The 14,874-nt window shown below is 68.9% G+C and carries 17 protein-coding genes; 7 read left to right on the top strand and 10 right to left on the bottom strand.

Annotated features, from left to right (window positions below; translation table 11 throughout):
- Nucleotides 1-112: 112 nt before the first annotated feature.
- The 7 genes from MKK51_RS22755 to MKK51_RS22725 form a co-directional block, all read right to left on the bottom strand.
- Nucleotides 113-775, bottom strand: a complete 663-nt coding sequence (locus MKK51_RS22755) for a protein-L-isoaspartate O-methyltransferase family protein (RefSeq protein WP_243981228.1) — start codon at nucleotides 773-775, stop codon at nucleotides 113-115.
- 191 nt (nucleotides 776-966) lie between these two features.
- Nucleotides 967-1,767: a fructosamine kinase family protein gene (locus tag MKK51_RS22750; protein WP_243981226.1), complete on the bottom strand. Its 801-nt coding sequence runs from the start codon at nucleotides 1,765-1,767 to the stop codon at nucleotides 967-969.
- Nucleotides 1,764-2,231, bottom strand: coding sequence for a low molecular weight protein-tyrosine-phosphatase (locus tag MKK51_RS22745; RefSeq protein ID WP_243981224.1), 468 nt, complete (start codon nucleotides 2,229-2,231; stop codon nucleotides 1,764-1,766). Before MKK51_RS22745 ends, MKK51_RS22750 begins: the two co-directional genes overlap by 4 nt.
- Before the next feature lie 75 nt (nucleotides 2,232-2,306).
- Complete coding sequence (locus tag MKK51_RS22740; protein WP_409565748.1) at nucleotides 2,307-3,680, bottom strand: NTP/NDP exchange transporter; 1,374 nt, start codon at nucleotides 3,678-3,680, stop codon at nucleotides 2,307-2,309.
- The gene (locus MKK51_RS22735) at nucleotides 3,677-4,426 is read right to left on the bottom strand and encodes an NADPH-dependent F420 reductase (RefSeq protein WP_243981222.1); all 750 of its coding nucleotides are present in this window, start codon (nucleotides 4,424-4,426) and stop codon (nucleotides 3,677-3,679) included. The genes MKK51_RS22740 and MKK51_RS22735 overlap by 4 nt, the downstream gene beginning before the upstream one ends.
- The gene (locus tag MKK51_RS22730) at nucleotides 4,410-5,339 is read right to left on the bottom strand and encodes an aldo/keto reductase (RefSeq protein ID WP_243981221.1); all 930 of its coding nucleotides are present in this window, start codon (nucleotides 5,337-5,339) and stop codon (nucleotides 4,410-4,412) included. The genes MKK51_RS22735 and MKK51_RS22730 overlap by 17 nt, the downstream gene beginning before the upstream one ends.
- A 67-nt stretch (nucleotides 5,340-5,406) precedes the next feature.
- On the bottom strand, nucleotides 5,407-5,694 hold the full coding sequence (locus MKK51_RS22725; RefSeq protein ID WP_243981219.1) for an MTH1187 family thiamine-binding protein: 288 nt from the start codon (nucleotides 5,692-5,694) through the stop codon (nucleotides 5,407-5,409).
- A gap of 156 nt (nucleotides 5,695-5,850) precedes the next feature.
- Here MKK51_RS22725 and MKK51_RS22720 point away from each other — a divergent pair, with 156 nt between their 5' ends.
- Nucleotides 5,851-6,249 (top strand): hypothetical protein, encoded by a 399-nt coding sequence (locus tag MKK51_RS22720; RefSeq protein WP_243981218.1) that lies wholly within the window; start codon nucleotides 5,851-5,853, stop codon nucleotides 6,247-6,249.
- 79 nt (nucleotides 6,250-6,328) lie between these two features.
- Here MKK51_RS22720 and MKK51_RS22715 read toward each other — a convergent pair whose 3' ends face one another.
- From MKK51_RS22715 to MKK51_RS22705, 3 genes are all read right to left on the bottom strand, one after another.
- Complete coding sequence (locus MKK51_RS22715; RefSeq protein WP_243981216.1) at nucleotides 6,329-6,793, bottom strand: hypothetical protein; 465 nt, start codon at nucleotides 6,791-6,793, stop codon at nucleotides 6,329-6,331.
- A 117-nt stretch (nucleotides 6,794-6,910) separates the two neighbouring features.
- On the bottom strand, nucleotides 6,911-7,231 hold the full coding sequence (locus MKK51_RS22710) for a hypothetical protein (RefSeq protein WP_243981214.1): 321 nt from the start codon (nucleotides 7,229-7,231) through the stop codon (nucleotides 6,911-6,913).
- Between the two features lie 520 nt (nucleotides 7,232-7,751).
- Nucleotides 7,752-8,204 carry a tellurite resistance TerB family protein gene (locus MKK51_RS22705; protein ID WP_243981212.1) on the bottom strand — a complete coding sequence of 151 codons (453 nt, stop codon included), beginning with the start codon at nucleotides 8,202-8,204 and terminating at the stop codon, nucleotides 7,752-7,754.
- 390 nt (nucleotides 8,205-8,594) lie between these two features.
- On the opposite strand from MKK51_RS22705, the gene MKK51_RS22700 reads away from it, so the two are divergent.
- From MKK51_RS22700 to MKK51_RS22675, 6 genes are all read left to right on the top strand, one after another.
- Nucleotides 8,595-8,945 (top strand): hypothetical protein, encoded by a 351-nt coding sequence (locus MKK51_RS22700; RefSeq protein WP_243981210.1) that lies wholly within the window; start codon nucleotides 8,595-8,597, stop codon nucleotides 8,943-8,945.
- Between the two features lie 411 nt (nucleotides 8,946-9,356).
- Nucleotides 9,357-10,679 carry an MFS transporter gene (locus tag MKK51_RS22695; protein WP_243981208.1) on the top strand — a complete coding sequence of 441 codons (1,323 nt, stop codon included), beginning with the start codon at nucleotides 9,357-9,359 and terminating at the stop codon, nucleotides 10,677-10,679.
- A gap of 76 nt (nucleotides 10,680-10,755) precedes the next feature.
- A complete protein-coding gene (locus tag MKK51_RS22690) occupies nucleotides 10,756-11,643 on the top strand; it encodes a LysR substrate-binding domain-containing protein (RefSeq protein ID WP_243981207.1) in 888 nt (295 codons plus the stop codon).
- A 132-nt stretch (nucleotides 11,644-11,775) separates the two neighbouring features.
- A complete protein-coding gene (gene gudD, locus MKK51_RS22685) occupies nucleotides 11,776-13,125 on the top strand; it encodes a glucarate dehydratase (protein WP_243981205.1) in 1,350 nt (449 codons plus the stop codon).
- A gap of 24 nt (nucleotides 13,126-13,149) precedes the next feature.
- Entirely contained in the window at nucleotides 13,150-13,914 is a 765-nt protein-coding gene (locus MKK51_RS22680; RefSeq protein WP_243981203.1) for an HpcH/HpaI aldolase family protein, read from the top strand.
- A 25-nt stretch (nucleotides 13,915-13,939) separates the two neighbouring features.
- Nucleotides 13,940-14,824: a 2-hydroxy-3-oxopropionate reductase gene (locus MKK51_RS22675; protein ID WP_243981201.1), complete on the top strand. Its 885-nt coding sequence runs from the start codon at nucleotides 13,940-13,942 to the stop codon at nucleotides 14,822-14,824.
- Nucleotides 14,825-14,874 lie beyond the last annotated feature (50 nt).

The raw sequence follows: 14,874 nt of genomic DNA, 5'->3' as shown, positions 1-14,874 counted from the left end.
CCTCGCCGCCGAGCAGGCCCGCATCGGCAAGCCGACGCTTCACCTTTCCTTAGGCCTTTGCAGTGTCGCCGGTTTCCGGATGCGGAATCGGCGACCTCTCTCGTGAGCCGGCTCAGAAGGAGAAGCTGGATTCCGGGCTGAAGGCCGACAGGGCGGGCAGCGACGCGTCGAAGAGCGGACGCGCACCGAACGCGTCTCCGGTCCGGATGAAGAGGGTGGCCTTCGCGGCCTTGTCGCGACCCATCACGCAGGCGAGACGCCCGCCATCCTTCAGCTGGTCGAGGAGGGATTGGGGCCGCGTCTCCACACGACCGTTGACGAGGATGGCGTCGAACGGCCCCGCCTTCGCCGCGCCCGTCTGCAGGGGGCCGCGAACGATCTCGATCCCGTCCGTTGCCGACAGCCGACTCTCCGCCTCGGCGGCGAGGCCGTCGTCGGATTCGAGGGCGACCACCCGCACGCCGAGCTGCCGCATGATGGCGGCGGCGTAGCCGTAGCCGGTGGCGACGTCGAGGGCGACCTGACCCGGCGCGAGCTGCAGGGCCTGGATCATGCGGGCGAGGATCATCGGTGCCGGAACGGCGCGATCCGTCGTCGAGTCCTGTCCGGTGATGCGCAGGGACTGATCGATATAGGCGAAGTCCTCGCGACCCTGCGGGACGAAGCGCTCGCGCGGCACGGCTTCGAACGCGTCGAGGACCGGGATGTCGTTGACGTCGAAGGTCCGCAACTGACAATCCACCATGAGGCGTCGCGCCTGCGCGTAATCGAGCATGGGTTTCGTCTTCCCTCGCCGCATCGACCGTAGGCGCCCCTCCGCTCATCCGGAGATTCGGAAGGAGCCGGACGCCAGCGCCGAAGCTTGCCGGGTTGTCGGGGATCGGCCCTGAAAACGCAAGGTTCGAGGAGGGGTCTGTGTCGCCCGAAGACCACCGCGTCTCCGGTCCGATGGAGCGGGCGGAGGTTTCAGCAGCCTGTGGCGTCGAGCCGTGCCTCGACCATGGAGCGGTATCCCGATCCGAACAGGCGCAGATGAACCAGCGCCGGCCACAGCTGGTAGATCGCCCTGCGCTCGGGCGCGCCCGGTTCGGCCGCGCCATAGGCCGCGCGGAAGGCCGTGCCGGGCGAGCCGAACAGGGACAGCATGGCGAGGTCCACCTCGGCATGGCCGTGGTAGCAGGCGGGGTCGATGAGCCCGGAGACGCGACCGCCATCGGTCAGGACGTTGCCGCTCCACAGGTCGCCATGCAGCAAGGCCGGGCGGGGGCGGGCCGGCAGGCGAGCGGGGAGCGTGGCCGCCAGGGCCTCGATCCTGCGCCGGAGCGTGGCGTCGAGATGGGGAGCATGGCAGAGGAGGCGGCGCTCAGCCCAGAAGCCGGGCCAATCCTCGCCGCGCTGATTGTCGATCCGCACCGCCCCGAAGGCATAATCGTCATGCCAGCCGTAAGCGTCGCCGGTCACGGCATGGAGGCGCGCCACCACGCGGCCGAGATCGGCATCCGCATGGCCGCCGCCCGCCGGCAGGGGCTCGATCACCAGGGTCCGCGCATCGGCTGCGAGCACCTCCGGCGCGGGGATTCCGGCGGCGCGGATCGCGCGGAGCATCCCGGCTTCCGCCAGCGGATCGGGGCCGTCCTTGACGATCGCCGCGCTGTCGTCGTCGAGCACGATCCGCACGAGGCCGGACAGGTTGCCGCCGCTCATGGGCTCGGCCCGCGCGAGCCGGCGCCCGAGCAACGCCGCTCCACGCTCGGCCAGAGGCGTCATGCCTTGAGCGCGCGCACGAGGTGGCGGGCGCCCAGGGTCACGTCCGCCCAGGTGGCGTCGAACCCCGCATCCGCGCCGTAATAGGGGTCGGCGACCGCCTCACCCCTCCGCCCCGGCACAGGATCGAGGAGAAGCGACAACGCGGCCCCGTCCCGTGGACGAAGCCTCCGCAGCACGGTGAGATTGTCGCCGTCGAGGGCGCCGATATGGCTGAAGCGATGGAAGTCGGCGGCGTCGACCTGACGGGCGCGGTAGCCGGAGATGTCGATGCCGTTGCGCCGGGCGACGGCCTGGGCGCGCCGGTCGGGCGGTTCGCCCGCGTGCCAGGCGCCGGTTCCGGCCGAATCGACCGCCGCCTCGAGGTCCGCCCGTTCGGCTTCGAGGCGGAACGCGGCCTCCGCCAGGGGCGAACGGCAGATGTTGCCCAGGCACACGAACAGGATGGCGGGCTTGTCGGCGGGCATGCGGGCTCCTCCCATGTCGGCGCCACGACGTAGCGCAACCGTCTCGATGGCCCGACACCGGTCGGGCCATCCGCCTCACGGCACGGGGCCGGGGCCCCTCTCCGTCTCCATCGCGACCCGCCTCGCCTCCTGCCGGCGGCCGAGCCAGAGGCTGTTCAGGAGCCAGGCCGCCGAGAGCGGTACCGCCGCGACCGCCACGGCCGTCGAACCGAGGCCGAGGGCCGCGATCCCCTGGAAAGACCAGGCGCCGATCTGGTCGCCGGTGCGGTAGACCACGGTGTCGATGAAGTTCTTCGCCTTGTAGCGGTCCTCGCGCGGCACCACCGTGAACAGCACCTCGCGGATCGGCCGGGCGATGGCGAAGTTGCCGGCGCGTCGAAACACCTGGAACGCGACGATCGCCGTGATCGTGGGCGAGACGGCCAGTGCCGCGAAGCCGAGGATGCTCGCCGCCGGCAGGAGCGCCAGGGCGGGGCCGACCCCGATGCGGCGCACGATCCGGCCCGTGAGGAAGAACTGCACCCCGAGGGTGAGCAGGTTCACCAGCAGATCGACGCTGGCGAAGAAGGCCGTCTGCGCCCCGCGATCGGGGAAGCTGCGCTTGGCGATGCCGGCCTGCTCGAAATACAGGAAGGTCGAGGTCACCGAGAACAGCAGCAGGAACAGCCCGATATTGAGCAGATAGGGCGACTGGAGCGTGCGGGTGATGCCCGCGAACGCGCTGCCGCCGATGGCCTCCGACGGGGCGGCGTCGCCCGTGACGGGAGCCCGGTTCAGGCGGTCGGACAGGCGCGCGAGGCCGCGCATGCTGAACACCGCGCCCTCGAGGAGCAGGGCGGCCCCGAGGAGGAGCGCCCAGGTCGGCACGTCGCGGGCGAGGATCGCCGTCGTCGCCGATCCGGCGATCGCCCCGAGGGTCGCGCCGGCCGCGATGAAGCCGAACAGGCGCTTGCCCTGCTCGGTGGAGAACACGTCGACGATGGTGGCCCAGAACACCGAGACCACGAACAGGTTGAAGATCGAGAGCCAGACGAAGAAGGCCCGGCCGATCCAGACGTCGCCCTCCGGCCCGGCGAGATAGAGGGCGCCGGCGAACAGCACGATGTTGGCGGCGAAGAACCGGTAGGTCAGCGGCACGAACCGGGCGCGCGGCAGGGTCTTCACCAGCCAGGCGAAGGGGACGTTCAGGGCCAGCATGCCCACGAGGGTGCCGGTGAACAGCCAGGGCAGGTTCTCGATCCCGCCGGCGACCCCCATCTGGTCGCGGATCGGGCGAAGGACGTAGTAGGCCGCCAGGATCGAGAAGATGTAGGCCCAGGACCATGCGAGGGCCGGCACTTCCTCCGCCCGCACATCGATGAGCCGCCGCAGCCAGGGCGGGACGGGGCCGCCGCTGCCGGCCGGAACCGGATCGACCGCCCTTGTCTCCGCCCCTGGCCCGTCGCTCAACGGGCGACTCCGAAGCGCGCCCGCGATTCCTCCGCATTCAGGTCGAGGCCGAAGCCGGGGGAGCCCATGGCGAAGCTGTCCGCCTTGGCCAGCGGCCCGACCTCCACCGGGTCGAAGCCGGCATCCTTGACGAGTTGGGCCGCGATCGCGAGCGCCGCGGGATCATTGCCGGCGATGGGGATCGCCATGCGTCCGCCCTCGCGATGGGCGTTCTTGGCAAAGACCTTGTAGTTGGCCGCGTTGAAGGCCCGGACGATCTTCGCCCCGTTCAGGTACTTGGCCGAGACCGCCGCAATGCCGTTGGCCTGGACTTCGCCATAGACCTCTCCGTCACGGGCCTGCGTCGCGTTGCCGGCATCGATCACCACCTTGCCCTTGAGGGCGGCGGCATGGTCCTGCGCCAGCTGGGGATAGGCCTTGTAGGGCACCGCGATGAGCACGACGTCGCCGAAGGCGATGGCCTCGGCCGGGCTGCCCGCCTTCGCCTTGGGCCCGAGCCCCTCGACGAGGCCCTTCAGTTCCTCCGGATGGCGCGAGGACAGCATCACCTCGTGGCCGGCCTTGGCCCAGAGGCCGCCGATGGTGCTGCCGATATTGCCGGCCCCGACGATGCCGATGCGTGCCGGTTGCGCCGCCGGCTGGGCCGAGGCGGGAATCCGTGATGCGAGCAGGCCCGAAGCGGCAACGAGGCACCCTCCGAGCACGAGGGCGGCACGGCGGTTGAGGGAGTCAGAGCGCGTCGACATAGGCCTCCATTCGGGTTCGCTGGGCGGCATCGGGCAGCCGGCCTCGGGCCGCGCCGAGATTGTCCTCGACATAGGCCGCCTTGGCCATGCCGGGGATCGGGCAGGTGACGGCCTCGTGGGCGAGGACGTATTTCAGGAAGAATTGCGGCCAGGTCGCGCAGTCGAACTCCGTCGTCCAGGCCGGCAGGTCGCGCCCCTGCACGGCCTTGAACAGGCGGTCGCGCCCGAAGGGCACGTTCACCATCACCGCCATGCCGCGCTCTCGCGCCAGGGGCAGGATGCGCTCGGCGGCGCGGCGATCGTCGAGGGCGTAATTGACCTGGATGAAGTCCATTGCCTCGCGCCGCATCACCGCCTCGAGATCCGCGAACTGGCTGTCGCGCCAGACCGTGACGCCGATGTAGCGGATTTTCTTCTCGGCCTTGAGGTCCCGCAGCGTGGCGAGGTTTGTCGCCGTGTCACTGAGGTTGTGGACCGCCACGAGATCGATCCGGTCGGTCGCCATGCGGCGGAAGGAGCGCGCGATCTCCGCTGCCCCGGCCTCGCGGCCGGGTGTCCCGACCTTGCTGCACAGGAACACCTTCTCACGCAGACCGTCCCGGGACAGGATCTGGCCGAGGACATCCTCGGCCGTGCCGTAGCTCGGCGCCGTATCGATGACCGAGCCGCCGAGCGCGACGAACCGCATCACCGCCTCGCGCAAGGGGGCGAGCGCCTCGGGAACCGGCTCGACCTCGTAGCGGCGCGAAGTTCCGATTCCCATGGCGGGGAGCGTCTCGCCGGAGGATGGGATGGTCCGGCGGATCAACCCGCCCTCCTCCGCACGGGCCGGGGACGCGGCGCGCTCCAGCAGGGGCATCATCAAGGGAGACAGACCGGTGCCGGCGAGGAACGCGCGTCGGGACGGATGCATGCGGGCTCGGTCCTCATGCGGGGATCGGACAGCGTTAACGCATGGGCACGCGCATGGTGCCGGCGGATCAGGAAACGGCTGTCAGCTTGTCGGCCATGGACTGTTCCTTGTCCCGCCGAGAGGAGAACGCCATGGTGAAGAAGACCCGCTGAACGCCGAGCTGGCTCAGCTTCTCCTCGCAGAGTTCGATGAGCCGGCAGATGTCGGCGAGCTCGCCCTCGATATTGGTGCCGTTGGCATGCATCTCGGCGTTGAGGTGGCTGGCCTCGATGATGGCCTTGATCTCCTTCACGTAGGACGAGACCGAAGGGCCGACGCCCATGGGCACGATGCACAGATCCGCGACGACTTTCATGACGGTTCTCCTTGGAATTTCGGGCGAACGGGACGGGGCCGATCCTCGTGGTCGCGGAGGTTGCTTTCCAGCCTGCGTCGCCAGCGCCCGGGGGCCGATGGGAACGGCCGGGCGCCCGATCCGTTGATGGGCATACCTCACAACAGGATATTTCGAATGCGCAAGCTCGCACTCCTCTCGGCCGCGGCCGTCAGCCTCGGCGCCCTCCTCGCTGCGGCACCTGCGGAAGCCCGCGGCTGGGGCCACGGCGGCGGCTACGGCCATGGTGGCTTCGGCGGCCATGGCGGCTACGGTCATCGCGGCGGCTACGGCCGTTACAGCGGCGGTTACGGCGGTTATCGTGGCGGTTACGGATATGGCCGTCGCGGCATCGGTCCGGGTGCCGCCATCGGTCTGGGCATCGCTGGCCTGGCGGCCGGAGCCATCGCGGCCGGAGCCTACAATGGCGGCTACGGCTACAACGGTTACGGCTATGGCCGCCCGGTCGGCTATTACGGCGGCTACGCCCCCGCGCCGGCCTATGGCTACGGCTATGGTGGTTACTACGGTTACTGAGCCGGAATGGCATGTCGATGAGAAGGGGTCGCCGCGAGGCGGCCCTTTTTTGCGTCGGCGCGTCGCCGTCGCCGCTGGATCAGGGGGGCGCGAAGATCGTGATGTTGCCGTTGATCTGGTAGGCGGCCGTCGGCGGCGTATTGACGAAGCGCAGGCGGATGGGGCTTTCGCCCAGGATGGCACCGAAGGACGGGGTCACCGTGACGGGAAAGCACCGGGACACCGCGTCCCTCGCGGCCGCCTCGTAGTGTTTGCGGGCTTCCTGATGGCCTTCGAGGCGTCGCGCCGTCACGCGGGGCGCACCCCGCAGCTCACCTGTCTTGGTGATGCCGAACAGAAACGCGATCAACGATCCCCTGGTATCGGGTGGGACCGACCAGCAGGAGGCGAGCGTCGCGCGAAGCTCCGCCCAATTGTTCACGGTGGCTGGCGGCGACGGAGGCTGCGCGAAGACGGGGAGCGCCATCGTCATCGACAATCCGCCGAGCATCGCCGCGCCGAGGCGGCGCGCGACGACAAGCCGGCGGATCGTTTCATGGCTCATGACTGCATGGCGCATGGACGGCAGTCTAACCGCCATCATTTTACGGAGCAAAGCGGCCCGCGTTCCTTGCCCTGCGATGGCGGCGCTTACCCTCCCGCGCGCTCGCCCCCCTCGTCTTCACCGTTTCTTCGAGACATGGAAGATGGCAAAGCCGGCCAGGGCCGCGAGGCCCAGCACGAGGGGCCGGTTGTCGTGGAAGGCGCCGAGCGCACGCGAGCCGGCATCGCGAAGGTCATCGACGACCGGATTGCCCAGAAGGATGTTCCGAGCGCGATCCAGATTCTCCGCCTTCGTGCTGATGGACACTTCGAACGCGTCATCGTGGCGTTCGATGTCGACGCTGTTGCGGGCGAAGCCGGCGCGGGCCAGCCGTTCCCTCGCCGAGCGGGCAGCCCGGAGAGAGGGGACGACGACCGAAGCTAAGGCACTGTCAGACATTCATGTCCTCCGATTTGGATGAACGAACATCTGTGACGGTGCATCAGTTCCTCGACGAAGACAGGCATTCGGCCTGTCGCCTTGCACGAGGTCTTCGGGACATCCCCGAAACAGCGGGATGCTCGGCCTGTCGTCGTCAGCCGCCGCGATTCGCGACGCCGTCCGTCGACGCCTCACGGGCGGCCGGACAGGGCCTCGGGCTGCTCGGGCGGCTGCGTCAGGCCATCGTCCAGGTGAGGAGCATGATCCCGCTCAGAAAGATTCCATACGTGATCGCGATGGCCGCGATCTCACGGTGTTCGTTGACGATGTTACGGGACGCGAGGATCATGGCAATGACCGGCAGGGGTTCGATGCCGGCTCTATAGTCGAAAGATCTCTAACGTGGTGTCGTCATGAATGGTTAATGTGATTTTAACCATTCGGTGTCGCCCCCGGAGCACACTCGACCGACGCGGAAGCGCAAATGGGGCCGGCGCGTCGAGCCGGAGCGACGGATGCACGCGGCGCGTGGGCCGGGTCACGACGGGGTGGATGGCTTCACCGGAGCCAGCCTGAGCAGTGTCTCCTTGTCGACGGACAGGGCTCCGGCGATCTCCTCGAGTGCCTGATGCTCGACGTCGCTGATGCCCTCGTGGTCGGCGGCATCGGCGGCGATCAGAAACACCCCGTTTCGCTGTTCGAGGGATCGGTCCGCGATGGCGGCCACGCGGCTCAGATTGTCCGCCCGTCCGACGCGGGTCCGAGCCCGCGCGATCCCGTCGAACAGTTCCGCCTCCAGCATCAGCGTGTCGTAGCCCTTCTCGATGATCGGATTGGCGCGCATGGCCGCAAGGGCGACCTCGACCTCCCCCTCGTCCACCTCGCTGTCGGCCACGATCACGTTGGAGGCCGCCGACACGGCCGCCTGCATCAGGGTCTTGTCGCCGACATAGGCGGTGACGTGTTCGAGAAGGTTCTGAAAGATGCCCATTACGGACTCCCTGGAGCGGTCCGGCCGAGGGGCCGCGAAGCGGTAACGCTGGAGCCCGCCCATCGGCGTCGTATGCAAACTTCCTTCCTCGAACGCACGCGCTTTCTTCGCTCCGGCAGATGCGCGGCGAACGCACGGCAGGGCGGGGTCAGGCCGCCGCGCGGCCCCGTCGACGGGGCGCCGACGCCTGGAACCGTGCGGGTCGCACCCTCGTTTGGATGAAGACGTCCGGCGATGGCGGCCGGCATCCGGTTCGCTTCATCGCACTGTGCCGCGCAAGGGTCCGCGCACCCTCGACTTCAGCCCGGACGCTATGGATCGATGCGGTGACAGTGAAAATTTGACGGAATACCTTCACCCGATGGCGATTTCTGCCGGAGCACATGAGGAATGGCGCGGGATCGGCACACGAATAGGGCGTACGCTGCGGTCGTTGCCGTCGGCGGCCTCGTCGTGCTGATGATCCAGGAAGCCCCGAACTGGAATGCGACCCTGATCGGCGTCCTGTGCCTCATCGCATTCGGTGTCCTGTGGGTTCTTCCCGAGCGGAGGGCCATCGAGGGACGCCCCTCGCCGGCCAGAGTCGATATCGTGCTTTGGACGGCCGGGACGCCCGACGAAACGGGGCCGGCGGCGCACGCACTGCTTCTGGGGCCGCCGGGCGCCCTCGGTCTGCCCGAGCCGAGACGCCAGCCGACGATCCTGGCCCATCGACGCCTCCCGAAGCCGCGTTCGACATAGCAAGACTTCGACATCGCAAGACTTCGATCTAGTAAGACTTGGCGCGCGCCGGACCCCTGTCCGCGAAATCCGGGGGAGGATCGAACGGGCCGGTGCCGCCCCGATGTGAAGGCAACAGTCGTTCGAGGGTGCTCTCCAAAGCAGACCACCCTCGAACGACGGGACCGTATGCCACTGATCTTGGCTGCGAACCACGAGTCCGATCCGAGGGACGCCGGTTACCCGCTTCGTCGCGCTCCATCGATACCCGAACGGCATCGATCCATCCAGCCTTTGAGTTGGACGCAGTATCCTGCCGGGCCGTAGCCTGATCCTGCAATTGGTCGCCGAGGTCTCCCGTCAGGGGCCTGAGAGAACGACCGCTGCCCGTCCTGGTATCGACCGGACGGCCCGATCTCAGGGAGAGACGCCATGAGCGCCGGTCTGGTCATGACCGCGGCGAAGCGGAGCCGTGTGCGGCTCCTCATCGTCACGATGCTGTTTATCGCCACCACCATCAACTACGCGGACCGGGCCACGCTCTCGATCGCCGGCCCGTCCCTGGCCAAGGACCTCGGCCTCGACGCGGTCTCCATGGGCTACGTCTTCTCGGCCTTCGCCTGGTCCTACGTCCTCGCGCAATTGCCCGGCGGCTGGCTCCTCGACCGCTACGGCGCCAAATGGGTCTATGCCGGCGCGATCTTCCTGTGGTCGGCCTTCACCCTGATGCAGGGGGCGGTGGGCTTCTTCACCGGCTTCACGGCGGTGGCGGTGCTGTTCAGCCTCCGCCTGCTGGTCGGACTGGCCGAGGCGCCGGTCTTCCCGGCCAATGCCCGCATCACCGCCGCGTGGTTCCCCACCGCCGAGCGCGGCACCGCCTCGGCCTTCTTCAACGCCTCGCAATACTTCGCCACCGTCCTGTTCACGCCCCTGATGGGCTTCGTCGTCCATCATTACGGCTGGCACCACGTCTTCACCCTGATGGGCGCGCTGGGCATCGCCTTCGCTCTGGTCTGGACGCAGGTGATGTACGGCCCGAAGGAGCATCCCTCCATCAACAAGGCCGAGCTCGACTATATCGGCGAGGGCGGCGCGCTGCTCGACATGGACGGCCGCGGTGCCGGTGCTCCGGCCGATGCGGGCAGGACGATCCGGCAACTCCTCTCGAACCGCATGCTGCTCGGCATCTATATCGGCCAGTACTGCATCACCACGCTGACCTACTTCTTCCTCACCTGGTTTCCGGTCTATCTCGTGAAGGAGCGCGGGCTCTCGATCCTGCAGGCCGGTTTCGCCGCCGTGCTGCCGGCCTTGTGCGGCTTCGTCGGCGGCATCCTGGGCGGCTGGCTCTCGGACATGCTGCTGCGCCGCGGCTACTCTCTGACCGTGTCGCGAAAGATCCCGATCGTCGGCGGAATGCTGCTCTCCATGAGCATCATCGGCTGCAACTACGTCCAGGCGGATGCCCTCGTGATCGGTCTGATGGCGCTGGCCTTCTTCGGCAAGGGCATCGGGGCGCTGGGCTGGGCGGTGGTCTCCGATACGTCGCCGCGCGCCACCGGCGGCCTCAACGGCGGCCTATTCAATACCTTCGGCAATACGGCCGGCATCACCACGCCCATCGCCATCGGCTACATCGTCCAGCAGACCGGATCGTTCAACGGCGCCCTCGTCTTCGTCGGGCTCAATGCCCTGGTGGCCGTGTTCTGCTATCTCGTCATCGTTGGCGAGATCAAACGGGTGGAGCTGCGCTGAGCCCCACCCGCGGCACACCGTGAGAGGATCCGCGGCCGTGGGGAAACCCGCGGCCGCATCGTCGTTGTGAGGCGCCATGCTCGATTTCGGCCAACTCCGCTGCTTTGCCGCCGTCGCGGAGGAACTGCATTTCGGCCGTGCCGCCGCCCGGCTGAACATGACGCAGCCGCCCCTGTCGCGGCAGATCCAGGTGCTGGAACGGGTCCTCGACGTGCAGCTCCTCGATCGGACCAGCCGCTCGGTGCGCCTCACCGCCGCCGGGCGTAGCTTCCTGCCTGAGGCCCTGCGCATCCTGCGGCTCGCCGAGACCGCCACCTACGTCACGCGCCAGGTGGCCGCCGGTCGGGCGGGCGTGCTCAAGCTCGGCTTCACGGCGGCATCGGCCTACGACTTCCTGCCCCGCCTCGTCATCGCCTGCCGGAACGCGATGCCGGACGTCACCCTGTCCTTGCGCGAGATGGTGACGAAGGATCAGGTCGAGGGCATCCTCTCGGGCCAGATCGATGCCGGGCTGATCCGCCCACCGGTGAGCCATCCGGAACTCGAGTCCGAGCAGGCCCTCGCCGAGCCCATGGTGGCGGCCCTGCCGGCCGATCACCCCCTGGCCGGGCGGGACGCGATCACCCTGCGGGATCTGCACGGCGAGCCCTTCATCGCCTATGCCTCGCACGAGGCGAGCTACTTCCACCACCTCCTCGACAGCCTGTTCGCCGGGGCCGGCATACAGCCGCGCATCCTCCAGCAGCTGACGCAGATCCACTCGATCCTGGCGCTCGTCCGCGCCGGGATCGGCCTCGCCCTGGTGCCTGCGGCCGCCGAGCGTCTGCGCTTCGAAGGCATCGCCTTCCGCCCCCTCGACCTCGCGCAGCCGCAGCCCGCCGAGCTTCACCTCGCCTGGCGCCGTGGCAGCGACGTCCCACTGCTCAAACCCCTGCTGGCGATCCTGCGCGACATGCCGGCCTGAAACGCGGGATCGATGCCGTCAGTGCATCGATCGATCCAGCCTTTGGCTTGGACCGGCATTGCCGGACCCATCTAGAACGGAGGGAGCCAGACGGCGCGGAGACGCCGCTGCATCCAGTTCGGGAGAACGCTCATGCAGATCGAATCCTCGCGAGGGCCTTCGCGCACGCCGACCGTCACCGCCATCAAGGTCGTGCCGGTGGCCGGACGCGACAGCATGCTGCTCAACCTCAGCGGTGCCCACGGCCCCTTCTTCACGCGCAACCTCGTCATCCTCACCGACTCGACGGGCGCCACCGGCCTCGGCGAAGTCCCCGGCGGCGAGCGCATCCGCCAGACCCTGGAGGATGCGGCCGACCTCGTGATCGGACGCCCCATCGGCGACTGGCAGGCGGTGCTGAACGCCATGCGGACGCGCTTCGCGGACCGTGATGCCGGCGGCCGCGGTCTCCAGACCTTCGACCTGCGCGTCACGATCCATGCGGTGACGGCCATCGAATCCGCCTTCCTCGACCTGCTCGGGCAGTTCCTCGACGTGCCGGTGGCCGCCCTCCTCGGCGAGGGCCAGCAGCGCGACGCCGTCGAGATGCTCGGCTACCTCTTCTATGTCGGCGACCGCCGCCGCACCGATCTGGATTATCGTGAGCCGGAGGCCCGCGACGGCTGGTTCCGCCTGCGCGACGAGGAGGCCCTGACCCCCGACGCGGTGGTGCGCCTCGCGGAAGCCGCCTACGAGACCTACGGCTTCAACGACTTCAAGCTGAAGGGCGGCGTGCTCTCCGGCGAGGAGGAGATCGCGGCGGTCACCGCCATCCACGCGCGCTTCCCCGCCGCCCGCGTCACCCTCGATCCGAACGGCGCCTGGTCGCTCGAGGAGGCGATCCGGCTCTGCAAGGGCCGGGGCGACGTGCTCGCCTATGCGGAGGATCCGTGCGGGGCGGAAGGCGGCTTTTCCGGCCGCGAGATCATGGCCGAGTTCCGCCGGGCCACGGGCCTGCCCACCGCCACCAACATGATCGCCACGGACTGGCGCCAGATGAACCACGCGATCCAGCTCGGCTCCGTCGACATCCCGCTGGCTGATCCGCATTTCTGGACCATGGCCGGCTCGGTGCGGGTGGCGCAGCTCTGCCGCGACCACGGCCTCACCTGGGGCTCGCATTCGAACAACCATTTCGACGTCTCGCTGGCGATGTTCACCCATGTGGCCGCCGCGGCACCCGGCCGCGTCACCGCCATCGACACCCACTGGATCTGGCAGGACGGCCAGAGGCTCACGAAGGAGCCGCTTCGGATCGAGGGCGGCCTCGTGCGGGTGCCGGAACGGCCCGGCCTCGGCATCGAGCTCGACTGGGCCGAGGTGGAGGCGGCGCACGCCCTCTACCGGCGTCACGGCCTCGGCGCCCGCGACGATGCCGGTGCCATGCAGTTCCTGATCCCGAACTGGACCTTCGACAACAAGCGCCCCTGCCTCGTGCGCTGAGCGGCAGATCCCGGAGACGCGACGATGACCGACATCCTCACCAACCGCTTCAAGGCCGCCCTCGCCGAAGGCCGGCAGCAGATCGGCCTCTGGTGCAGCCTCGCCAGCCCGATCTCCACCGAGGTCGTGGCCGGCTCCGGCTTCGACTGGCTGCTCCTCGACATGGAGCATTCGGCCAACGACCTGCGCGACGTCTATGCGCAGGTCCAGGCGATGATGGAGGGCTCGGCCCATGCCATGGTGCGGATGCCGAGCGACGAGCCCATCGCCATCAAGCGCATCCTCGACACCGGCGTGCAGTCGCTGATGATCCCCAACATCGACGATGCCGACCAGGCCCGCCGCGCGGTTGCGGCCACCCGCTACGCCCCGCGCGGGGTGCGGGGCTTCTCGCAGGCGCCGCGCGCCGCCCGGTTCGGCCGCATCCCCGACTACCATTCCCGCTGCGAGGCCGAGATCTTCGTCGCAGTGCAGATCGAATCGCGCCGGGCCCTCGACAACCTCGAGGACATCGCCTCGGTGGAGGGTGTCGACGGCGTCTTCATCGGGCCCGGTGATCTCTCCACCAGCCTCGGCTTCATCGGCCGGCAGAACCACCCCGACGTGGTCGAGGTCGTGCAGGAGACGATCGCCCGCATCCGCCGCACCGGCAAGCATGCGGGCATCCTCACCGCCAACGAGGAACTGGCCCACCGCTACATCGAAGCCGGCACGCGCTTCACGGCGGTCGGCTCGGATATGGGCCTCCTCGCCCGCACCTCCGAGGCGCTCGCCGCGCGCTTCCGCTGACGCCGTCACATCCCCGGAGACAGACATGAACGTCGGATTCATCGGCCTCGGCATCATGGGCGCGCCCATGGCCGGCCACCTCATCGCTGGGGGGCACAGCCTCGCCCTGAACACCCGCCGGCAGGTGCCCGAGGCGCTGATCTCGGCCGGCGGCCGGAGCTGCGCCAGCGCCGCCGAGGTGGCCGAGCGCTCGGACGTCGTCATCCTGATGCTGCCCGACACCCCCGACGTCGAGGCCGTCCTGTTCGGGACCGGCGGCGTCGCCGAGGGCGTGAAGCCGGGCGCGGTCGTGGTCGACATGAGCTCGATCTCGCCCATCGCCACCCGCGATTTCGCAGCCCGCCTCGCCACGCGCGGCGTCGACTACCTCGACGCCCCCGTTTCCGGCGGCGAGGTCGGCGCAAAGAACGCGGCGCTCTCGATCATGGTCGGCGGCAGAGAGGACGTCTTCGCCCGCGTCAAGCCGCTCCTCGACCTGATGGGCAGGACCGTGACCCATGTGGGCGAAGCGGGCGCCGGTCAGGTCGCCAAGGTGGCCAACCAGATCATCGTGGCGCTGACCATCGAGGCGGTGGCCGAAGGGCTGCTCTTCGCATCGAAAGCCGGAGCCGACCCCGCCAAGGTCCGTCAGGCGATCACCGGGGGCCTGGCCACCTCGCGCATCCTCGAACTGCACGGGGAGCGCATGATCGCCCGGACCTTCGATCCGGGCTTCCGCATCGCCCTCCACCAGAAGGACCTGAACCTCGCCCTGGAGAGCGCCCGATCGCTTGGACTCGCCCTGCCGGGCACGGCGCTGGCCCAGCAGTTGTTCTCCGTCTGTGTGGCCAACGGTGCCGGCGGACAGGACCATTCGGCTTTGGTGCGCGCGCTGGAGATCATGGGCCACCACGAGGTCGCGCTGCCGTAATCGGTGCCGAGTGGAGGACGCGACGTGACGGCACTTTGTCAGGTCCGCGC

The sequence above is a fragment of the Methylobacterium sp. E-045 genome (assembly GCF_022829685.1).
Lineage (GTDB): Bacteria > Pseudomonadota > Alphaproteobacteria > Rhizobiales > Beijerinckiaceae > Methylobacterium.
Note: the sequence above shows the minus strand (reverse complement) of the source record. Positions and strands in the feature narration are given on the sequence as shown.